The sequence below is a fragment of the Aeromonas sp. sif2416 genome, from assembly GCF_019218665.1.
GTDB classification, from domain to species: Bacteria; Pseudomonadota; Gammaproteobacteria; order Enterobacterales; family Aeromonadaceae; genus Aeromonas; species Aeromonas encheleia.
Genome location: NZ_JAHUXC010000004.1, coordinates 138,624 through 160,293, shown reverse-complemented (window position 1 = coordinate 160,293; position 21,670 = coordinate 138,624). Strand labels below are relative to the sequence as shown.

The following is a 21,670-nucleotide window of genomic DNA, read 5'->3' as shown; positions in this document are numbered from 1 at the left end:
ACTCAGACTGAATCGTTTCAGCTTATTGTTCAAGTGCCGACGCCGAGTGCTTTTCAATGATATGATCCCGCGCACACTTTTCGGTGTCCCTACCTGGGTCGTCGCGGACCTTGCAACTCAAACAGAGCCAAGATGATGAAACTGGATGAAATCGCCGCCCTCGCCGGTGTCTCGCGCACCACCGCCAGCTATGTGATCAACGGCAAGGCCGATCAATACCGCATCAGCCAGGCCACCCGTGACAAGGTGATGACGGTGGTCAATGCCCACAACTATCAACCGGACAGCCGCGCCGCCTCCCTGCGCGGTGGCCAGACCCGCACCCTGGGGTTCATCCTGCCGGATCTCGAGAACGCCAGTTATGCCAAGCTCGCCAAGCGGCTCGAGCAGGGCGCAAGGGCGCAGGGCTATCAGCTGCTGATCGTCTGCTCGGAAGATGAGGCGGATACCGAGAAGGAGCTGGCCAGGATGCTGGTCAGCCGCCATGTGGATGCGCTGCTGGTGGCGAGCTGCCTGCCGCCGGAGGATCCCTTCTACCTGCAGCAGCAGGCCCATGGCGTCCAGATCCTGGCCATCGATCGGGCCATGGCCGCCGATCACTTCGTCACGGTGGCGAGCGAGAACCAGAAAGCGAGCTTCGATCTCACCGCCTCCCTGCTCACCCCGGCCATCCGGCATGTGGCACTGATCACAGCGCTGCCCAGCCTCACGATCAGCCAGGAGCGGAAAGCGGGCTTCGAGCAGGCGCTGGCTCAGCAAGCTGCCGCGTCACAGTTGACGCCCCACATCTGCGAGGGGGAGCACTTCTCCCGTATCGAGGGCTATCGGCTAATCAAGGAGCTGCACCTGCGGCTCGGTCAGCTGCCCGAGGCGCTGGTCGCCACCTCCTACATATTGATGGAGGGGGTGCTGGACTACCTGCTGGAGCAGGTGACCGACATGAGCCGGCTCGCCATGGCCACCTTCGGTGACGATCGCCTGCTCGACTTTCTCCCCTTCGGCATCAACTCCCTGCCCCAGCAGCACGACGCCCTGGCCAGCCAGGCGCTCGCCCTCGCGCTCAAGGCCATCAACGGCGAATACCACTGCGGCCTGCACTACATAAGCCGCACCCTCAAGCGTCGCCGCTGAGCCCACCGCGCCGGCGGCAACCGCCGTCGGCGCGCTTTTTCACCAAAGAATCCCGTTTTCTGACATCTTTTATTTCCACTTATTGCCACCTCACAGTACAAGATCTGCTGTCATAGGCTTGTCTCCGCTATTTTGATCCGCTAACGTGGCAACCATCTTTTACAAACGAGCGGTTTTTCGTAACGATGCGTCCACTCCGATATTGCTAGCCTCCGGCCTCAGCCCCGGAGGCGCCTCCTGACTCTGCTTCTGGCACTCTTTCTCTGATCTCGGATGGACACATGAACACCAAAACCCTGGGTTGTACCCTGTTGATTGCCGGCACCACCATAGGCGCCGGCATGCTGGCCCTGCCGCTGGCCTCCTCCTCCCTCGGCGGCCCCGCCACCCTGCTCTTGATGATCGGGCTCTGGGCGCTGATGGCCTTCACCGCCATGCTGCAGGTGGAGGCCAGCCTCAACACAGGCAAGTGGTACCTGCACCAGCTGGCGGATCACCTGCTCGGCCCCTGGGGCAAGCGCATCGCCTCCTTCTGCATCCTGATGCTGTTCTACTCGCTCGCCTCCGCCTACATCAGCGGCGGCAGCAGCCTGCTGGCACAAGCCTTGGCCGATGCCGGCACCACCGTCAGCCAGGAGCAGGCGGCCTGGGCCTTCACCCTGCTGTTTGGCGGCATGGTGTGCGTGGGCACCAAGCAGGTGGATTACCTCAACCGGCTGATGTTCACCGTGAAATTGGTGATCATGGTAGGGGTGCTGGCGCTGCTGCTGCCGCGCGCCGAGGGCCAGCACCTGCTCTCCATGCCGCTCGGCCAGGGGCTGCTGCTGGCGGGCCTGCCAGTCATCTTCACCTCGTTCGGCTTCCACGGCTCCATTCCGAGCGTGATGCTCTACCTCGGCGATTGCCCCAAGCAGCTGCGCCGGGTCTTCGTGTGGGGCTCCGCCCTGCCGCTCATCCTCTACGTGCTGTGGCAGGTCGCCATCCTGGGGCTGCTCGGTCAACAGACCCTGATCCAGACCGGCGGGGCCCTCGACAGCCTGCTGGCCAGCGTCGGCAACCTGGTCAGCTGGCCGGCGTTCAATCAGGCGATGCACCTGTTCGCAGACCTGGCGCTGGCCACCTCCTTCCTCGGGGTGACGCTGGGGCTGTTCGACTTCATGGCCAAGGTGACCCGCCGCAAGGACAATGCCGGCGGCCGTATCCAGACAGGCATGATCACCTTCGTGCCGCCGCTGCTGTTCGCGCTCTACTTCCCGCAGGGCTTCATCATGGCGCTGGGCTATGCCGCCATCGCCCTGGCGGTGCTGGCGGTGCTGCTGCCGGTGACCCTGGTGTGGCAGAGTCGCAAGCGGGCCGAGGCGCACCACTACCGCGCCCCGGGTGGCGTGCTGGCCCTGGGGCTGGCCGGTGCCATGGGGGTACTGATCGTCGGCGTCCAGGTGAGCGTCAGCCTGGGGCTGCTGCCAGCGCTCTGATCCTCACCCTTGGATGGAAAAAGAGAAGCCCCGCCAACCTGGCGGGGCTTTTTCGTTCCTGCTGACACCTCGCACAAGGCCGATGCTGGCGCTGGCGCTGGCGCTGGCAGGGTCTGCCCCATAGCTGTGACCAATGCATCAGGCAGTCTGCCGCTGAAATACTCTTTAGCCCCACTTCATATTCACTTCACTCTGCCATGACAGGCTGGGACCTCTTCCAAGACCACGAGATAATATGATGATGAAATTGGCGGCGCTGTTCACGGCACTCGGGGTGATCTCCCTCATCAGCTTCCAGCTGATCGGCTCATACGTGGATAGCCAGGGTTATCTGCATGAGCCGTTCGGCCTGTTGCCCATCGGCTTCCTGTTCATCTTCATGGGGATACTGCTCGCCCTCTTCGGCGCGCTCAGGGTGTTTTGCCGACAACAGCGCGCGAAGGCGGATAAGCAAGCCCGCTGAGGCGGCTGTCTGACACGCCGGACTCCCGGCGAGCGGCACACACAGAAAAGCCCTGCCAATCTGGCAGGGCTTTTTCATTGGGCAGCATCATGGAGCCAGCCCCAGAGCCAGCGGCCCGGGGCTGTTTTGCGGCGACTTAACGAGCCGAGACGGTGATACTGGCCAGATCGATCAGGTTGACCGATCCGCCCTGCCCGCCGGCATCGTTGTAGGTAGCGTTCGCCTTCAGATAGCTCATGTTATAGAAGTCACTCACCAGGATGTCGTACTGTCCCGCCGGCACCTCGGCGATGACGGGGGTGGAGTCACGCAGCGGCTTGAGGTCGCCATCCTGCATCACGTGGGGCATCTGCACCACGCCGCTCGCGACCACCTTGCCATTGCTGAGCACGGACACCCGCTTCACCCCGTTGGTCACCCCCAGGTTGATGGCGTGCTGGGCATTGCTGTATTGCAGGCGAATGGCACGCTTGCCATCCAGTGTGACACCCCGCACCAGCAGGGTATCTTCCGGGCGGCCCCAGTCCTTCAGATAGGGCACGGGAATGGCCGCATCGGCCGCCGTGAGGATGCCGCTATGGGAGACCGCATCGGCATCGACAGCGATGCGCTGGCGCTCGGGTTGGTAGCACACCGGCTTGGAGTGATGGGAGCGGTTACCGGACTCGGGGTAGATGGCTTCCGCGCTGTAGCAATAGGCCATGCCCGGTTGCGGCGCCAGCTCGTCGACCCAGTCCCTCGCCGCATCCAGCCCGGCGGCCACCAGCTTGCCATCCCGATAGATGTTGTAGCTGAGCGCCCCTTGGTTGACGCTGTCTTGCAAGGCGACGACCAGCTTGCCCCCTTGCTCGGTGACCCCCAGCAGGGCGGGCTCGGTCGGGGCGAACACCTTGCGGTTCTCCACATCCAGCGGCGCCACGTCCTCGATCAGGCGGATCCCCTGCTCATCGGCCACCCCGGCTCCCAGCTGGATCTCGATCAGGTTGCTGGCAGCCAGCATCTCCTCGGTGATCAGCTCAGCCACGGGGGCGCCATTGAGCAGGATGCCCCGCACCGGATAGTAGCTGCCCTCCTCCCCGGCCTCGGGAAGCAGCAACTTGATCTCGATCTGCTTGCCGCGGTAGTTCAGCCCCTTGAGCGCCGCCTCCGGCTTGGCCCCCATCAGCTTGTGCAGGTGGGCGGTGACGAAGGGCGAGACTCGGATCCCCTGCTCTTCCAGGTTGTAGCCAAAGAGGGTGCTGGTCACCATGCCGAGATAGCCGCCGACGGACCAGAGCTGGCGTTGAGAGTTGATAACCGGACCCGTCAGATCGGGATGGGTCAGATCCATCAGCGAGGGCTGACCGGAGAGCCACTCCAGGTTCTCCATGTTGGAGAGGTTGAGCGCGGCCCCGCGCATCAGGGAGTCGACATGGCGATCGGCCATGGCCACGTTCTGCACCCTGGCGGCGGCTTTCAGCCCATAGGCGGAGACGAAGGGCCAGATGGCACGGTTATGGTAGACCGGCATATCGGGCTGTTGCGGGAAGTAGACCGGCGCGCCATAAGGCCCCATGGGATAACGGCTGACGATCTCCCTGGCCTGGCCCTCATCGGCAATGCCCGCCAGTATGGCTAGGGATTCCCCGAGCAGGTCGAACTTGTAGGCCGGGCTCGGATCCGTGCTGGTGTTGATCAGGCTGGCATACATCTTCTCATCCGCCAGCCAGAAGCCATGATTGATGGCCTGCTTGAGCGCGCCGGCCCACTGGCTGTAGCGGGTCGCCAGCTCATCCTGGCCCAGCTCGGTGGCCAGACGCGCCGCCAGCCCTAACCCCTGATAATGGAGCACGTTGGTGGAGAGAGACTTGCTCATGCCGATGTGGGCGATGTCGGCGGTGATCCACTTGGCATAGGTCTGATCACGCCAGTCGAGGAAGGATTGCTCCCCGACATAGAGGCCATCGCCCTCATCGAAGGCCGCCAGGCGATCGCTCTCTATGGTATTGCGCAACCCCTCGAACGCCTCGGGCAGGAAGGCACTGCGCTCCCCGGCAGGCAGCGCCGCCAGCACCTGCTCGGCCGCCAGCGCCCAGCCCATGCGGTCGGTGCTGATGGGCCAGCTGCCCCCCGTCCCCGTATCCTGGATGATCTGGCGCCCCTGCGGGATCAGGCCGTCGAGGCCCTGCTTCAGCTCGGCCCTGAAGTCGGAGAGCTTGAACTGCAGGGAGTTCCGCGCCCGTTGCGGATCCAGGACCCCCAGCCCCAGATCGGTGGCGTAGGAGAGATCCCGCGTCCAGACATAATGCCACTTGGCCCCCGTTTCGAAGCAGTCGCAGGGGATCGCCTGACCGCCGCCGTAGCTGCCATCCTTGACCTGGGCCACGCTGTTTTGCCGCATCTCGTGCGTCGCCAGCGCAAACAGGGCATCAAACACCATGTCGCCCGAGCGCAGCCGGGGCAGATCCGCCTGCTCCTGATACGTGGTGAAGCTATCCCCCGGATCCCGCAGCTCCTGCGTCGTCGATTGGGCATAGCCGCGATAGTCGGCCCCGGCCTGCTTGACCGAGAAGGTGGCCACCTCCTTGACCCCGGCTTTGTGGGTCTGGTACTCCAGCTTCTCGATAAGCTCGTGCCCTTCATGGGGATTGATCATGCCAAGATCCTCGTCCGTCGCCGCACTGACCCGCAGCCAGGGTGCCTGCTCATCCTGACTCGCATCGAGGACAAACTTGTAATATCCCGCCTGTGACACCGACAGGGACGCCAGCTGGCAGCTGCTATCACAGCGCTGCATCCTGACGCTCTCATTCAATGAGATGGCGCCGCTGGGACCAAAACCTATCCCATCTTGGGCGGAAGCCATCTTTATCTTGTGCTCGCCGAGGGCCAGCTTGGCGACCACCACATAGCGCTTGTCGCCCTGGTAGACCATCTGCAAGACGGGCTCGAGGTTGCCATCTATGCCCTTCAGATAGAGGCTTTCGCCGTAGTTGGGCTCATCGCGCACCATGGAAAATTCGATGACGGGCGCCGCCAGATCGGCATTTGTCACCTTGACCTGGATATCCAGCAACCCTTTTTCGGTCACGACCAGACGGTTGTTCTGGCCGTTATTCTGGTAATACATGGGATAGCGCTGATCGGGGAAAATACTGGTCTCTTTGCGGCTGTCGGCAGAAAAATCAGGATATTTGGTCCACTCCGGCCCCCCTACCTTGAAGGGCGACATGCCTGAATTCATCTTCAGGTTATCCAAGCGGTAGACCCCGTCCTTGAAGAGCAGCTTGAATTTGTCTGTGCGGTCCCAGCCGCTGAATTCCCCGACCAGGTAGAGATCGAAATCCCAGGGGGCCTTCACCTCGGGTTTGACGTTATTATCATTACTGGCGGAGGAGCTGTTATCGTTGCAACCGGACAAGACGACGCCGCCGCATAATAATGCCACGGATAAAGCCAATGGATGGATTCTCATATTTTCCCTTCGTTACTTTATTATTTGTTTTGTTATTTGAGTGACACAATAAAATTGCTCTCGCAGCTTACACCTGCATGCCTGAAAGCAAACATAGATGACCCGACAGGCAAGATAGATGCGCTCTATAAGGGCATGAGATTGCGTGATCGCCCGCACTAAAATGGCGCCATTGCCGGTCAACACGAATAGAAAACAACGTGAAGAGCCACACATAAAAACCGTTTCGGGCGACAGCCTGGCGATTGACAGCCTGGCATGCTTGCTCTAGCGTTGCGCTCCGCCTGACCCTGAACGGACGCCATTCTCCGTGGACAAACATCTAAGACAATTCATCGAAGTCGCGACCCACCAGAGCCTGAGTCTGGCAGCCCGGCATATGGGGCTGAGCCAACCGACGCTGACCCACAACATGAAGAAACTCGAAGAGAGCCTGGGCACGACCCTGCTGATCAGGCACGCCGGCGGTGTGGCGCTGACCCCGGCCGGGGAGCTGCTGCTGACACAGGCCCGCGTGATGCAGCGGATCTACGACGAGACGCTCAGACGGCTCGCGCTGCTTCGCGAGCGGGCGGCGCTGCCACTGAGAGTGGGCACCGGCCATGCCTGGTGGCAACGGGTGCTGCACCCTGTCACCCTGCGCTATCGAGAGGCCAATCCATCCTGTGCCATCAATATCGAGGTGGGCAATCATCTGCGGCTACTGGATCTGCTCCTGGGCAATCATATCGACCTGTTTCTGGGGCATGAGATCCATGGTCTGGATAAACATTACAGCCTGATCTTCATTCCGTTATTCACGTCCAGCGACGCCGTCTTTGTCAGGGCCGGACATCCCCTCTCGGGGAAAATTTGCGGCAAGCAGGATCTGGTGAATTACCCCAGCCTGTTGATCACCACGGATGAGCAGCAATATCTGCATCTGGTCGAGGATCTGGCAAGAAAGCAGCAAGATCAGGCCGACATGCAGCTCAATGACAAAATTATTTATACCTGCAACTCGCTGGTCGCCGGCATCGACATGGCAAATACCAGCAATGCCGTCATGCCATATCCGGGCAGCATGGCGGGTTATTTCGCCCAATTCGGCATAGTCCCGCTCGACATGGACGAGGAATATAACAAGGGGGTGATCGGTATCTATATTTCTCGCGAGAAAATGGATGAGCCCCATATTCAGACCCTGTGCCAACAGATCCAGACGCAGGTCAGCAAGCATGACGTCTTGATGGCCACCTGCTGACGCCGCGCAGAGGCTGGCCCTCCCCGTCTTCGGCTGCCACCCCAGGCGCCCAGGATGGCGGCAAGAGACGGACACAAAAAAGCCCTGCCAATCTGGCAGGGCTTTTTCTATCAACCGGTGGGAGGATGAGGGCGAACCCTCAACCCTTTACTGGTTGTGGCTGGCGCGACGGGGACGACGGGCCTGGGCCGGCTTGGCGGCACCCTCGGCCGGACGCTGTCCACCTTGCGGCTTGGGCTTGCCCGCATTGCCACCGGTGCGCGCACCGCCAGCATTGCCGGAACGACCGGCACCCTGACGCTGACCTTGCGGACGCGGCGCACGGCGCTCTTCGCTCGGATCACGCGGCTCTTTGCGCAGCGGCGCACCTATGCCACGGGCGATGTTGTCGAGGGTCTCGCGGGAGGCTTCAAAGCCAGCCACCTGCTCGCACTTGATGTTCTGCTTGGTCAGACGCTCGATGGCCTTGATCAGCTTGCCTTCATCGGCGGCCACCAGGGAGATGGCATGACCGGCGGCGCCGGCACGACCGGTACGGCCGATACGGTGCACATAGTCTTCCGCCACGTTGGGCAGCTCGAAGTTGACCACTTGCGGCAACTTGTCGATGTCCAGACCGCGGGCGGCGATGTCGGTCGCGACCAGCACCTTGACGTTACCATCTTTGAAACCGGCAAGGGCACGGGTACGGGCACCCTGGCTCTTGTTGCCGTGGATGGCGGCGGCGCTGACGCCGTTCTTGTCGAGGGTCTCGGCGACACGGTTGGCCATGTGCTTGGTACGGGTGAACACCAGTACCTGCTGCCAATCGTTGCTGGTGACCAGATGGCTCAGCAGGCCGATCTTGTTGGCCTTGTCGCAGGGGTGCACCAGCTGCTCGATACGCTCGGCGGTGCTGTTGCGCGGGGCCACTTCGATCACCGCCGGGTTGTTGAGCAGGCCGGTGGCCAGCTCGCGGATCTCTTCGGCGAAGGTCGCGGAGAACAGCAGGTTCTGACGCTGCTTGGGCATCAGGGCCAGGATCTTGCGGATGTCGCGGATGAAGCCCATATCGAGCATGCGGTCCGCTTCGTCCAGCACCAGGATTTCCACCTCGTCAAAGCGCACGGCGCCTTGGTTGTAGAGATCCATCAGGCGACCCGGACAGGCCACCAGCACGTCCAGACCACGGCGGGTAGCCATCATCTGCGGGTTGATGCTGACGCCACCGAAGACCACGTGGCTGCGCATCGGCAGATGTTTGCCGTAGTTGCGCACGCTCTCGCCCACCTGGGCGGCCAGCTCACGAGTCGGGGTCAGTACCAGGGCACGGATCCGGTTGGGAGAAACCTTACGCTTGCTCTCCATCAGACGCTGCAGCATCGGCAGGGTAAAGCCTGCGGTCTTGCCGGTCCCGGTTTGGGCCGCCGCCATCAGGTCGCGGCCAGCCAGAACGGCGGGGATCGCTTGCAGCTGAATGGGAGACGGGGTGTCGTAGCCTTGCTCGGCAACGGCACGCAACAAGGGTTCGGCCAGACCGAGGGAAGAAAAACTCATAATTACCTGCTAGGGATAGGGGCGCCGGGGATTTGTGGTGGGGCTCCTCTGCTGAGCCGATGCCATCTCACAAGATCTGGGCCTATTGAGAAAACAACGATTTCCCCGGGGAGCAGAGCAAAGGGGAAAGAATAGAGGTGCAGTCTATCGGAGTTGGCCCTGTTACACGAGAAAAATGTGACGTCCCTCCCAGCATGGATGGAAAACTGTGCCTCTGCTGGGTGGAACGACGATGATAACACCCGCTCGCGCCAGCCTCTGCCAGACGACCATGCCTGGCCGCCGTTGGCGCTTGCCTCGAAGGTCTGACAAGGAGGTTTTGCTTGATGAGGATATGCGCCCCCGGCGCGCTCTGGCGCGCGATGGGAGTGGGTCTGTTGCTCGCCCTGAGCCTGCCGCTGGCGGCCAAGGAGACGCTGTCGGTGGCCTGGAGTCCCTGGCCGCCCTTCAGCCAGATCGATGAGCGGGGCAAGCTGACCGGGCAGGATGTGGCGCTGACGCGCCAGATCCTGCACAAGGCGGGTCTGACCCCCCAGTTTCACAACTTGCCCTGGGCCCGGGCCCTGCACCTGGTCGAGCAACAGCGGCTGGATCTGGCCATGGGGGCACTCGAGACCCCGCAGCGGCGCCAGTTTGCCCGCTTCTCGGCTCCCTATAGACGCGCCAGCTTCGTGCTGCTGAGCAACGCCCCCATCCCGAGCCACGTGGATCGCTGGCAAGGGATCCAGCGCCTCACCGACCTGTGCGGGCAGACGCAACTGCGCCTTGGCAAGCTGCGCGGCACCCGCCCTGCCCCGTTGACGGCGGCCTGCCCGGCCCTCAGATTCGCCACCGAATACAACTCGGACGAGCGGCTGATCGAGCTGCTGCTGGCCCGGCGCCTGGACGGCGTCATCATGGAGTGGCAGTACGCCAACTATCGGCTGACACAGCTGGGGGCCAATCGGTACATCCGCTGCCAGTTGCTGCTCCATCGGCAACCGGTCAGCCTGATGTTTGCAAAGGATGCGGTGAGCGAGCCCGAGCTCGCCCGCATCGACGCCGCCATCGCCACCCTGCCCCCGCCAAGCCAGGCCTTTGCCCCGCCCCGCTGCCGCTTCGACGGCAGCCAGACACCGGATGATGACACCTTGGGCCAGCCCGCGTTCTGATGACAATACGCGACAATACACAATGAGAAAGGCGACCCTGGGGTCGCCTTTTTTTGTCGTGCAGCATGATCGGCCGAGAGCCCGGCACCGAGATCAGCGCAACTGGGGTGTCTGGGTCAGCACGCCCTGATTCTGGGCACGGTGGCGCAGCAGGTGATCCATCAACACCAGCGCCAGCATGGCCTCGGCGATGGGCACGGCACGGATGCCGACGCAGGGATCGTGACGACCCTTGGTGATCATCTCGGTGGCCTCACCGCTGGTGTTGATGGTCTTGCCCGGCACAGTGATGCTGGAGGTGGGCTTGAGCGCCATGCTCACCACTATCTCCTGACCGGACGAAATCCCGCCCAGGATGCCGCCGGCATGGTTGCTGGCAAAGCCTGCCGGCGTCATCTCGTCGCGATGCTCAGAGCCTTTTTGCTCCACCACCGCGAAACCGTCGCCGATCTCGACCCCTTTCACCGCGTTGATGCCCATCATGGCGTGGGCGATGTCGGCGTCGAGCCGGTCGAACACCGGCTCACCCAGGCCCACCGGCACGTTGCGGGCGATGACCTGCACCTTGGCACCTATGCTGTTGCCCTCCTTCTTCAGATCGCGCATGTACTGATCGAGCGCCTCCAGCTTGCCCGCGTCGGGGAAGAAGAAGGGGTTCTGCTCGATCTGCCCTGCGTCGAACGCCTCGGCCTTGATGGGGCCGAGCTGGGAGAGGAAGCCGATGATCTCGATGCCGTGCATCTGCTTGAGGTATTTCTTGGCGATGGCCCCCGCCGCGACCCGCATGGCGGTCTCCCGCGCCGAGGAGCGGCCGCCGCCCCGGTAGTCACGCTGACCATACTTCTGGTGGTAGGTGTAATCGGCGTGGCCCGGGCGGAACAGGTCCTTGATGTCGGAGTAATCCTTGGAGCGCTGATCCTGGTTCTCGATCAGCAGGCCGATGGAGGTGCCGGTGGTCCGGCCCTCGAACACCCCGGCCAGGATCTTCACCTCGTCCGCCTCGCGGCGCTGGGTGGTGTAGCGGGAGGTGCCGGGCTTGCGCCTGTCCAGATCCACTTGCAGATCCGCCTCGCTTATCTCCAACCCCGGCGGGCAGCCGTCGACCACGGCGCCCAGCGCCAGGCCGTGGCTCTCGCCGAAGGTGGTGACCCGAAAGAGTTGGCCAAAACTGTTCCCTGCCATGGGTGCTCCTTGCTGCTTAGCTCTTGTAAATCGCGAAATGGTCCCGGTACTGCTCCAGCTCGGCCTTGGTCATCACGAACACGCCGTGGCCGCCGTTCTCGAACTCGACCCAGGTGAAGGGCACCTCGGGGAACTGGGACTCCAGGTGGATCATGCTGTTGCCCACCTCGACCACCAGCACACCGTCATCCTTGAGGAAGTCGGCGGCATTGGCCAGCAGGCGCTTGGTGAGCTTGAGGCCATCGGAGCCGGAGGCGAGCGCCAGCTCGGGCTCGTGCCGGAACTCCTCAGGCAAGTCCGACATGTCTTCGGAGTCCACGTAGGGCGGGTTGGAGACGATGAGATCGTACTTGTCACCGACCGGCAGATCCCGCATCAGATCGGAGCGGATCGGAATGACCTGCTGCTCCAGACCGTGATCGGTGATATTGCGCTCGGCCACGTTCAGCGCATCGATGCTGATGTCGATGGCGTCCACTTCCGCGTGCGGGAATTCGTGGGCCATGATGATGGCGATGCAACCGGAGCCGGTGCAGAGATCCATGATCCGGGTCGGTTCATGTTTGAGGAAGGGGGCGAAGCGGTTGGCCACCATCTCGGCGATGGGGGAGCGCGGGATCAGCACCCGCTCGTCCACATAGAACTCCCAACCGGCATACCAGGCCTTGTTGGTCAGGTAGGCGGCCGGCACCCGTTCCTGCACCCGGCGGATGATCAGCTCGGCGATGCGGTGACGCTCACTGGTGGTCAGCCGGGAGTGGCGCATGCCGGGATCCACGTCTGGCGGCAGATGTAACGCGGGCAGTACCAGCTGCACGGCCTCATCCCAGGCGTTGTCGCTGCCATGCCCGTAGAAGATCCCGGCGTCGTTGAAGCGACTCATGGCCCAGCGCAACATGTCCTGGATGGTGTGCATCTCGGCAACCACCTCATCGATAAATATCTTGTCCAAATCCACCTCCAAGTCGAGTAATATCCGGCCCGAGAAACCTATATAGCGAGCAAGACGAGTACCTGATGAAAAAAACGCCCTCACCCACAGACGAGGAAAACCTGCTGTTTCGTGATGCTGTCAAAGGTACCCGGAAAATTAAGCAAGATACCATAAGGGCCGACCTGCGCCCGGTCAAGCAGAAACGCGAACTGCGTGAAAGCCGCGAAAAGCTTGGGGTTGGCCACTTTTTCAGCGACGAGTACCAGCCCCATCTGGACGAGGATGGCCCGACCCGTTATGTGCGTGAGGACGTCTCGAAATTCGAGCTGAAGAAGCTCAAGCGCGGCAGCTACCCGCCGGAGATCTATCTGGACCTGCACGGCATGAACCAGAACCAGGCGAAACTGGAGCTGGCCGCCTTGCTGACCCTGTGTCAGAAAGAGAACATCCACGTCGCCTCCGTGATGCACGGCATCGGCAAACACATCCTCAAGCAACGGATCCCGAGCTGGCTGGCCCAGCATCCCAATGTGCGCGCCTTCCATCAGGCGCCGCGCGAATGGGGCGGCGACAGCGCCATCCTGGTGCTGCTGGATATCGAAGAGTAAGCCGACGGCAGAATGCATAGCCTCAGATCAAAAAAGCGCGCCCTTGGGCGCGCTTTTTCTATATCCCCTTGGACCTTGCCGAGGTGGAGCTACCTAGCCCTGTTGCCAAGTGATCCGGCAAGAAGATCCGTACCAGCTCGGCAATCACGGCATATTGCGCCTTTATGGGACTCCTTCTCGGGCGTCGATGTGTTAGTCAAACAGGGCTAATCCTGCCCATCAGGGCGACTGAATCGTATCGGCGACGGAACAGAAACAAGATTGACCACCAGCCTGCCGCCGTTATGCAGTTGCCACTCGAAAAAGTCGGTGAACCCTGCGCCGGTGAGGGCCCGGATCACCTTGGCCACCACCCCGTGCGCCACCAGCAATACCCGTTCCCCCTCATGCTCATACACCAAGTCCGTCAATCCCCGGGATACCCTGGCTACCACAGCGTCCAGGGATTCCCCACCGGGGGGCGCCTCGGCCCAGCGCCGGGTGATGTTGCGTGCCCATAGCTCGGGGTAGCGCTCCCGTGCCTCCCCCTGTGTCAGTCCCTCAAACAGCCCCACGTGCCGCTCACGAAAGGCCGGGATAAGCTGAACAGGCAGCGCCAAGGTGCGGGAAATTTGCTCGGCACTCTGCCTCGCCCGCAACAAGGGAGAGGACAGCAGCCGCGTAAACGGCGCCTCCCTCGCGAGCCCCTGCGCCAACTCAGATACCTGCTCCCATCCCTTGTCGTTAAGGCCAATGTCCAGCGCGCCGAGATAGCGGTTCTCGGCATTGGCCTGGGTCTGCCCATGGCGGATCACCACCAGTTCCATCCGTTCTCCTCGTTTATCGACGGTGCAGGCCGCGCTAACCCTGCGCCAAGAAGTGGGCCACCAGGGCATTGGCATGACCGTGCCCCATGCCGTGCTCGCTCTTGAGCCAGGCCACCAGCGCCATGTGCTTACGCTCCTCCTGGCCCGCCAGCAGGGCCAACCAATGGGCGATGGGCTGACCATATTTCTGCTCGATGGCCGGGAAATAGGAGGCGGGCCCCCTCAGCTTCTCTTGTTCATCCATCTTATCCTCCTCGAGTCATGGCGCCGCGCAACCGCCGCAGCTCATCTATATAAGCGGCTCTCTGCCTCAGTCCTTGGGGGCGAACTGTTCGAACACCTGCTGACCCGTCAGGGTCGGGGTGTCGTTTTTCAGCTCGTAGAAGTCCGGCTTCTCGTCGATGAAGATCTGGCTGGCCAGCTCGAACGACTGATCCTGGAACAGGCCGGCAGGCAGTATGTATTCATCCGTAGGCAGCAGATGGTAGAAGAGATGGGTACCACAGGTCGGACAGAAGCCGCGCTCCGCCCACTCGGACGAGCGGTAGGCCACCGGGGTGATCCCCTTGAAGCGGACATCCTTGCCGCCATGCACCGCAAACATGGGCCCCCCGGACCAGCGCCGACACATGGCGCAATGGCACAGGCTGACCTCCCGGTGTTCACCGCTCGAGACGACGATGCCGCCGCACAGACAGGTTCCTTGCATATAAAGCTCCTAGATCCATGGCCCGGGTCGGCGGAATGCCGGCCACATTCAGCATCAGATGAGTAGCATGCAGCCCAGTATCCCGCAACTGACCATGCTGGGTATCGGCGCCCTCATCCCCCCTCACAGCCCCGGTGGGCCTACCTCCGGGGTGTCTTCAGGTACTCAGGACATGCACCTTGCTCAGCTCTGCTCCTGCAGGGCGATGCGGTTGCCTTCGGGATCCTTGAATTCGGCCACCCTGATGCTGTCGCTCACCCGGGTGATGGGATAGAGGCTCTCCCCTCCCCGCTGCAGCACCCTGGCCATGGCCTGCTCGATATCGGCCACGGTCAGGTAGATGCGGTTGCCATCTAGGCTGGGCACATAACTATCTCCCTTTGCCAGGGCGCCGGAGCAGCCCGCCATTCCCTCAAACAACGGGAACAGCGCCATCTCGTTGCCATCGATCTGCACCCGCTCGAGCGCTATCTCGAAGACCCCCTCATAGAAGCGGATGGCCCGCGCCAGATCCCGCACCGGAATTTCAAAATGGATGGCGATATTCATGACTGATCCCTTTCTGACGAGGCCGCGTTGGCAAGAAAATAGGCCCTTGATGGAGATTCGCGACGCTATCGAATAAACGGTCATCATCAATAAGCCGAAACAGCGCGAACGGCAAATAGCCTCTTTATTGTGCCATCTCGGGGATAAATGGAGGGAGGCACGTCGCCTCCCTTGTGTTATTCAGGCCAACCACTTTAGCCAAAATTCATGTCGGATCGATATGCCCTGACACAGGGCAATCACCTCGCCATTAAATGACCTGAGCCCAGGGGTCGCCCTTGGTGGGATCATCTCCCTGGGTCCACCATTTCGCCTGATAAATAATGCCCTTGTGGCTGACCTTATTACCGGCGGTATAGACCTTGCTGACGGACCAGGCGGGGACATCACCCACGGGGGGATTGGGATCGACCGGCGTGGGATCCAGCTTTTCCACCACCCGCACCTTGGGCCAATTGGCGTGAGAGCCATAGAAGTTGGTCACACATTTCTCATAATCCCCCGGTACCAGTGCCGAATAGGCGGTCTGGAACCCGACCAGCTCACATTCAAACGAATAACCACCGGGCCTGTCAGCATAATATTTCCAGTTGCCGTCCCAGTTGGCATAAAGCACATCGGTGGCACCGTTCAGATTCAGGCTGCCATAGGGGGTCTGCTGCCAGCAGGTATTTTTCTCGTCGGCCTCGATGGGGATCTGGTAATGTGCCGCCAGCCCTTCCCAATACCGGATACGGTTGACCGGCTGGCCCTTGTCCTTATTCTGCTCACCACATTCGATGCCACCGTTGATGACATTGATGGTGGTGCCAAAGCCATAGCCTATCCCCGCCGCGGTCTCGCGCTGGGAGGGCACCCAGGTGCGATCGATCACGTGCAGCATGGCGGGTTTGGGGGCCTGCGGCGTCAGGAAGAACCAGATGGCCGAGGCCAGGTTCAGCCAGGAGTCGGCGACCCGGCCGGGATCGTTGAGCAGCACGGAGGCGTCGCCCGCGAACATGGCCTCGGAGAAGGCGCCGTAATTGAAGTGGTAGGAGAGCTGTTTCGCCCCGCGGCCAAAATAGCCCTGACCGGTGGAGCAGGGCCATTTCTTGTTTTGCCAATCATTCTGACCGCAGCCGGTGGTATAGCCGGTCTGGCCCTCTGACCAGCCCATTTCGCGCACGTGCACCAGCGCCTGCTGCCACTCCTCCAGCGCCAGCGGATTATCGGAGCTGTTATTTTTGCCGATATGGCCGCCGGTCTCCTGAGCGAAATGGGCAAAGGCGGTCACTATGGATTTCTTGCAGATGGCATCCGCATTGCGGCCATCGCTATATTCCCCACAGAAGGCCGGGAATTTACCGACCGCCCGCAAGAAGCGCACATAGGTATATTCAGGTGCTGCCATCTGGGTCAGAAAGTCCCAATCCGATTCGGAAAATACCCGCTCGACCCGCTTGACGTTATCCGGATTGCTGGCCTGCCTCGGCTCTATGGCATCCACTATGGTGTTGGAACGAGTGGCCAATGCCTTGGACCAGATGCCATACATGGGATTGGCGGTCTTGGCATTTTCCACCGCCAGCAGATCCGGCGCGGCAATCACATATCCCCCGCTATTTTGCGGATCGGGCTGGATATTCATGGCCCCCTGGCTTGGCAAGGCGCAGGCAAGGGTGATCAGCCAGGCGCTGTGCTTGAGTTTGAACATAGATAACGATCCTTGTCTCAACGTGAAGTTCAGGCCGAGCATAGGCGTTGCAATAACTAAATTCACTTCGAGAATTAAGAAGGTGGCGAATATGTGAGCCATTTCACTCTGCGGGTATTTCTGCCTGATGGGGATAAAGGCGCCTATTTCCGAGTACCACCGAAAACAACCTGGATATAGTCCAGGCGGGCAAGAAACCATAATAACCGGGCCGCCCTCCGGGCGAGCCAACGCCCGCGTCATCAAGGCGCTGGCTATCGGGCTCTATAGGAAGCACTGTGAGTGACGACGCCTCCAGGGCGGCAACGCCCTCAGCTCATCTGCTGGCGCACCGCGCGGATCAGGATGTTGCGGGGGGTCATAGGCTTGTCGCAAAACTCCCCCACCTCGACCTGATACCCCTGCTCCTGCAAGAAGAGCGCGCGATCCAGCGCCAGCCAGATCTCGAGCGGACGGCGGAACAGGTGGCGCACCAGCTCCATGCGGGCGACATCGCCGTAGCGCGCCTCCCCCATGGCCAGAAACGCGGCCAGATCGAGCCCAGCCGGCAGGATGAGCCCCTTGCGCTGCGCTGCCCAGGCGCAAAATGCCTCGAAGCTGCCGGTGAGCAGGCTCTTTTGCATGTTGGGCACCGGCAGGTACTCATCCACCCCGCGCAGATGGCGCTGCAGGCAGTCGAACGCGAGGCGCCACACCACCTCCAGCTCGCGCAAGCGGGAGATGCGGGCGCCGGCGGTCACCGTCTCCTGCAACGGCAGGCGCAAGTCAGCCTTGGTCAGTTGCAGATCGCTGGCCTGGGCGGCCGTGGACAGGGGGCGATAGTGGCTGCCGCGGATCAGGTGATAACAGCAGGGAGAGACGGTGACCCCGCGGGCACCGCGTTCGACCACCCGCTCCAGCAAATGGGTGTGCAGCTCGCCGCAGGCGTGCAGCGCCATGGCGTGATGCTGCTCGGCGATAAGCGCCCCCGACTCGGCGGCGAAGGCATCGGCCTCAATAAACTGCATGCGAGCGCCATCCCGGGACGCCAGTCGGCGCCCCTCCTCGCAGAGCTGACCTTGCAGCTCCAGGCTCAGGATCTCGGCGCCTCTATGCAGGGAGACCAGCCGTCCCAGATGGCCCTTGCCTGCGCACCACTCCAGATAGGGCCCCTGATGGGGGGGCAGGTTGCCGCAAAATGCCTCTATCTGCGCCTGCTTGCGCCCCGGCATGTGCATCGCCATCTCCCTGGCACACTGAATGGGCTCGGGGAGGAAGCGCTCAAGCTCGCTCAAGCCGTGCAGCGCCGCCCCCGCCGGGATCCAGGGGGCGAGCAGCGCGCACAGCGCCGCCATGTCGCCATCGAGCTCATTGAGCTGCGCGAGGGACATGGCGTTGAGCCGCGCGGCCAGTGCCGGCGCCTCGTCGGCGAAGGCGAGCGTCAGGTGGTGATAGGGCTGATATTGCCACCAGCGCCGGGTCTCGGTCAGCAAGCGATCCAGTTGTTGAAAACGTTGAGCCAGCACGGCGATGGTTGTCCTGCAATTCAAAAAAGAGGCTCATTCTAGCGATCCTCCGCCAAAAAGCACTCCTCAGTGCAGGCTGGTGGTCGCGGGCCAGGGGTCAGACCGCCTCCCCCTGAATACCGGCGCGCCTCTGACCCGCCGCCATCAGCGCTGGCGTTAGCCTGACAAAGAACGGGGTTTTGTGCTATATTCCGCCCCCTCATTAGCGCGACTCGCCCCGGCGGGTCGTTTTACCCATATGAACGGAACCAAAACATGACCATCAATGCCATCCTGCAAGCGCGTGCGGACGCCAAGTGTGAGCTGTGTGGAGCAGAACATGCGCTGACCGCCTTCCCGGTGCCACACTCCCCCGCCAGTGACGATGATCACAGCCTGGCCCTGTGCGATACCTGTCGTGGTCAGCTGGAGCAACCGGACACCCTGGAGGTCAACCACTGGCGCTGCCTGGGTGACAGCATGTGGAGCCAGGTGCCGGCGGTGCAGGTGATGGCATGGCGCCAGTTGAAGGCGCTGTCCGCCCGGGGTGAGCTCTGGGCCCAGGACATGCTGGACATGATGTACATGGAAGAAGAGACCAAGACCTGGGCCGAGGCGGGCGTCGCGAGCGAGGATGACGACAGCGTGCCGACCGTCGACTCCAACGGCGCCGTGCTGCAGGAGGGGGACGCCGTCACCCTGATCAAGGATCTGGACGTCAAGGGCGGCGGCTTCACCGCCAAGCGTGGCACCCTGGTCAAGGGCATCCGCCTGACCAACAACCCGCTGCATATCGAAGGCAAGGTCAACGGCGTGCAGATCGTGCTGGTCGCGGCCTATCTGAAGAAGGCCTGATCCCCATCGGCTGGTTTGTCGGATGATGCAAGAGGCGCCCCCAGGGGCGCCTTTTTTGTATCCGGCCGCCGGCCAGATGGTGTCGCGGCGAGGGTGGCGCGAGCCGGAAACTGGGCTATCCTGCAAACCAGCCCCGCTGAGTGTGCAACAACATCCGCTGGGGTGTGTCGCCCCGCCAGGGGATAATGCCGACACCCGGTGTCACTGAGCACTAGCTCATATGGAAACCCTGTGGCACTCTGGGTCGTCCATGGACAGATCCAAGACATCATGACCTCATGATGTCCCTCTCGTAACAAGGAGCACTACCGATGGCCAAAGCCAGCAAGAAAGACGTCAAGAAGAAAATCGCCGCCCGCCAGGAGAAGATTGCCAAGCACGAAGGCAAGATCAAGAAGCTGAAGAAGTCCCTGAAATAAGGGCCGGCACCATAAAAAAACCGCCATCAGGCGGTTTTTTATGCTTTGGATAACCGGATGCCTCACCTATCCCTTCCTTCTGGTGTTCGGCGCCGTTCCAACAGGCGGCGAGCAATCCAAGTCGCCACAGGGCCGCGATAGAAGCCGCTGGACGGTGCCCCCGGCACACGGCATCATGACTTTTTCACAAGGGAAATATCATGAATCTGGATACATGGATGTTGTTTCTGCTGGCCTATCTGCTGGCGACCCTGACCCCGGGCCCCAATGTGCTGCTGGTGATCAAGAACGGGCTGCAACTCGGCTGGCGCTCGGCCCTGCTCTCCATCAGCGCGAATCTGTTCTGCCAGGCCATCCTCATCTTCCTGGTCGCCATGGGCGTGGGCGCCCTGCTGCAGACGCTGCCACCCCTGTTTATCGCCCTCAAGCTGGCGGGTGGTGGTTATCTCATCTACCTCGGCTACAAGGCGCTGCGAAGCGCCAAGGCGGGGAACCAGGAGGTTGCCCTGCCTGGCCGAACCATGAGCACAAGGAGTGACGCCTCCCTGCTGCGCGAGGCGTTTCTGGTCTCGGCCAGCAACCCCAAGACCATCATCTTCCTCTGCGCTCTGCTGCCCCAGTTTCTCGATCACCAGAGCCCGCTGCCGATCCAGTTCCTGACCATGTACCTGACCATCTGCGTCATCGTCAGCCTGGTGCACCTCTGCTACGTGGCCCTGGCCAGACGCGCCGGCAACTACTTCAAGCCGGGGCGCAGCCAGCGTCTGTTTAGCCGTATCACGGGGGGGATCTTCATCTCTCTGGGCGGCGCCATCCTGTTAAGCGGTCGGCCCTGAGCGCACCCCGTCAGCCCCTGCTCAGGGGCTGAACTCTTCTCCCTGGGGCTTTATCTCCCCCCTTCCATCCTCTGCCGATACAGCAGACCAGCGCCATAGGCCCGCCCAACCATCACATCCACCGCGCCCGGCCGGACACCCTGATCGCACTGCCGGCTTCGGCCGGGATCTCGGCGTGTAGCCGCGACGGCATGCCCATGTCTTCCCCCTGTTCGATGTCGATGGCGCCGCCATGGGGCCAGTGCAGATCCCGCAGATATCCCGCGAACGCCGCCGTCGCCGCACCGGTGGCGGGATCTTCATAGACGCCCCCATAGGCGAAGGGGTTGCGAGTGTGGAACAGCCGATCTTCCGCTGCGTAGCCAAGCAATATGGTCACCAACCCCTCTCGACGCATCAGGATGCGCCCCTGGGCCAGCTCATAGTGCATGGCACTGAGCGCGGTGCGGCTATTTAAGGCCAGCAGCAGGTGGTCGGCACCGCCATGGATCAAGGCAGGCGGGATCCGAGGATCCAGATCCGCCGCGCCATAGCCAAACAGCGCCAAGGCCTCACGCACCAGATCGGCGGATGCCGGTTGACTCCGGGTCGGCGGTGACTGCAGCGCCGCCTGCCATTGTCCGGCCTCATCCTGCCAGCCAGAGACCCGAATATCGCTCTGACTGAGGTTCAGCGCATAGTCCCCTGCCCCGAAACGGTGCGCCAGCGCCACCCCGAGGGCGATGGTGGCATGACCGCAGAAGGGCACCTCGGCCTCGGGCGAGAAGTAACGCACCCGCCAGCGGGTCAACTCACCGGGTTGCAGCGGGGCGGCGAAGGCCGTCTCCGAGAAGCCCACCTCGGCGGCGATGCGTTGCATCTCCTCTGCCCCGGGCAGGCTGGCACCAGTCCAGACCCCGGCGGGATTGCCCCCTTGTGGACCGTCGGAAAACGCGGCGATCCGCACCAGCTCAGTTAACAGATCCATCATGATCACTCCCTGTTCTTATGTCGAAAGAATACCGGGCTCCCCTCGCGCTGTCGCCACGCTGGCCCCGTATGTGGCCACTGGCCTGGTGCGCGAAGAAAGCTATGTGTGACACCAGCAAAACAGGCCCAGCTTAGCCGTTAAATTAACTGCCGCACAGGTGTCGGTTGGGCGC

19 protein-coding genes are annotated in these 21,670 nt (G+C 62.1%); 8 read left to right on the top strand and 11 right to left on the bottom strand.

The annotated features are described in order from the left end of the window. Positions 1-132: 132 nt before the first annotated feature. The 3 genes from cra (at position 133) to KW821_RS09925 (ending at position 3,069) form a co-directional block, all read left to right on the top strand. Complete coding sequence (gene cra, locus KW821_RS09935; RefSeq protein WP_218291323.1) at positions 133-1,131, top strand: catabolite repressor/activator; 999 nt, start codon at positions 133-135, stop codon at positions 1,129-1,131. A gap of 281 nt (positions 1,132-1,412) precedes the next feature. Beyond that, positions 1,413-2,606 carry an aromatic amino acid transport family protein gene (locus KW821_RS09930; RefSeq protein WP_042652230.1) on the top strand — a complete coding sequence of 398 codons (1,194 nt, stop codon included), beginning with the start codon at positions 1,413-1,415 and terminating at the stop codon, positions 2,604-2,606. A gap of 235 nt (positions 2,607-2,841) precedes the next feature. Then, positions 2,842-3,069 carry a DUF3955 domain-containing protein gene (locus KW821_RS09925; RefSeq protein ID WP_218291322.1) on the top strand — a complete coding sequence of 76 codons (228 nt, stop codon included), beginning with the start codon at positions 2,842-2,844 and terminating at the stop codon, positions 3,067-3,069. Between the two features lie 136 nt (positions 3,070-3,205). Here the strand turns inward: KW821_RS09925 and KW821_RS09920 are convergent, their stop codons facing one another. Then, positions 3,206-6,307, bottom strand: coding sequence for an amylo-alpha-1,6-glucosidase (locus KW821_RS09920; protein WP_218291481.1), 3,102 nt, complete (start codon positions 6,305-6,307; stop codon positions 3,206-3,208). A gap of 526 nt (positions 6,308-6,833) precedes the next feature. Between KW821_RS09920 and KW821_RS09915 the strand changes: the two genes are divergently transcribed. Then, the gene (locus tag KW821_RS09915; RefSeq protein WP_218291321.1) at positions 6,834-7,766 is read left to right on the top strand and encodes a LysR family transcriptional regulator; all 933 of its coding nucleotides are present in this window, start codon (positions 6,834-6,836) and stop codon (positions 7,764-7,766) included. A 147-nt stretch (positions 7,767-7,913) separates the two neighbouring features. On the opposite strand, the gene KW821_RS09910 is transcribed toward KW821_RS09915, so the two are convergent. Further along, positions 7,914-9,302, bottom strand: a complete 1,389-nt coding sequence (locus KW821_RS09910; protein WP_042652233.1) for a DEAD/DEAH box helicase — start codon at positions 9,300-9,302, stop codon at positions 7,914-7,916. 326 nt (positions 9,303-9,628) lie between these two features. On the opposite strand from KW821_RS09910, the gene KW821_RS09905 reads away from it, so the two are divergent. After that, positions 9,629-10,453 carry an ABC transporter substrate-binding protein gene (locus KW821_RS09905; RefSeq protein WP_218291480.1) on the top strand — a complete coding sequence of 275 codons (825 nt, stop codon included), beginning with the start codon at positions 9,629-9,631 and terminating at the stop codon, positions 10,451-10,453. Positions 10,454-10,546: 93 nt separating this feature from the next. Here KW821_RS09905 and aroC read toward each other — a convergent pair whose 3' ends face one another. Next, a complete protein-coding gene (aroC, locus tag KW821_RS09900) occupies positions 10,547-11,635 on the bottom strand; it encodes a chorismate synthase (protein ID WP_042652235.1) in 1,089 nt (362 codons plus the stop codon). A 16-nt stretch (positions 11,636-11,651) separates the two neighbouring features. Further along, positions 11,652-12,587, bottom strand: a complete 936-nt coding sequence (gene prmB / locus KW821_RS09895) for a 50S ribosomal protein L3 N(5)-glutamine methyltransferase (RefSeq protein WP_218291320.1) — start codon at positions 12,585-12,587, stop codon at positions 11,652-11,654. Between the two features lie 65 nt (positions 12,588-12,652). Between prmB and smrB the strand changes: the two genes are divergently transcribed. Beyond that, the gene (gene smrB / locus KW821_RS09890; protein WP_042652236.1) at positions 12,653-13,177 is read left to right on the top strand and encodes an endonuclease SmrB; all 525 of its coding nucleotides are present in this window, start codon (positions 12,653-12,655) and stop codon (positions 13,175-13,177) included. Between the two features lie 206 nt (positions 13,178-13,383). Here smrB and KW821_RS09885 read toward each other — a convergent pair whose 3' ends face one another. The 6 genes from KW821_RS09885 to KW821_RS09860 form a co-directional block, all read right to left on the bottom strand. Beyond that, positions 13,384-13,983, bottom strand: coding sequence for a histidine phosphatase family protein (locus KW821_RS09885; protein ID WP_218291319.1), 600 nt, complete (start codon positions 13,981-13,983; stop codon positions 13,384-13,386). 34 nt (positions 13,984-14,017) lie between these two features. Beyond that, entirely contained in the window at positions 14,018-14,227 is a 210-nt protein-coding gene (locus KW821_RS09880) for a DUF4287 domain-containing protein (RefSeq protein ID WP_042652238.1), read from the bottom strand. A 66-nt stretch (positions 14,228-14,293) separates the two neighbouring features. Further along, positions 14,294-14,692, bottom strand: coding sequence for a GFA family protein (locus KW821_RS09875; RefSeq protein WP_218291318.1), 399 nt, complete (start codon positions 14,690-14,692; stop codon positions 14,294-14,296). Between the two features lie 183 nt (positions 14,693-14,875). Next, the gene (locus tag KW821_RS09870) at positions 14,876-15,241 is read right to left on the bottom strand and encodes a VOC family protein (protein WP_218291317.1); all 366 of its coding nucleotides are present in this window, start codon (positions 15,239-15,241) and stop codon (positions 14,876-14,878) included. Between the two features lie 250 nt (positions 15,242-15,491). Further along, positions 15,492-16,934 carry a chitinase gene (locus KW821_RS09865; RefSeq protein WP_218291316.1) on the bottom strand — a complete coding sequence of 481 codons (1,443 nt, stop codon included), beginning with the start codon at positions 16,932-16,934 and terminating at the stop codon, positions 15,492-15,494. Between the two features lie 311 nt (positions 16,935-17,245). Next, positions 17,246-18,463 carry a methyltransferase gene (locus KW821_RS09860; RefSeq protein ID WP_256353417.1) on the bottom strand — a complete coding sequence of 406 codons (1,218 nt, stop codon included), beginning with the start codon at positions 18,461-18,463 and terminating at the stop codon, positions 17,246-17,248. 231 nt (positions 18,464-18,694) lie between these two features. Between KW821_RS09860 and KW821_RS09855 the strand changes: the two genes are divergently transcribed. Together KW821_RS09855 and KW821_RS09850 are read left to right on the top strand one after the other, a co-directional pair. After that, positions 18,695-19,273: an alkylphosphonate utilization protein gene (locus tag KW821_RS09855; protein WP_218291315.1), complete on the top strand. Its 579-nt coding sequence runs from the start codon at positions 18,695-18,697 to the stop codon at positions 19,271-19,273. A 619-nt stretch (positions 19,274-19,892) separates the two neighbouring features. Continuing rightward, positions 19,893-20,528: a LysE family translocator gene (locus tag KW821_RS09850; protein ID WP_218291314.1), complete on the top strand. Its 636-nt coding sequence runs from the start codon at positions 19,893-19,895 to the stop codon at positions 20,526-20,528. Positions 20,529-20,640: 112 nt separating this feature from the next. On the opposite strand, the gene KW821_RS09845 is transcribed toward KW821_RS09850, so the two are convergent. Beyond that, complete coding sequence (locus KW821_RS09845) at positions 20,641-21,498, bottom strand: PhzF family phenazine biosynthesis protein (protein WP_218291313.1); 858 nt, start codon at positions 21,496-21,498, stop codon at positions 20,641-20,643. Between the last annotated feature and the right edge of the window lie 172 nt (positions 21,499-21,670).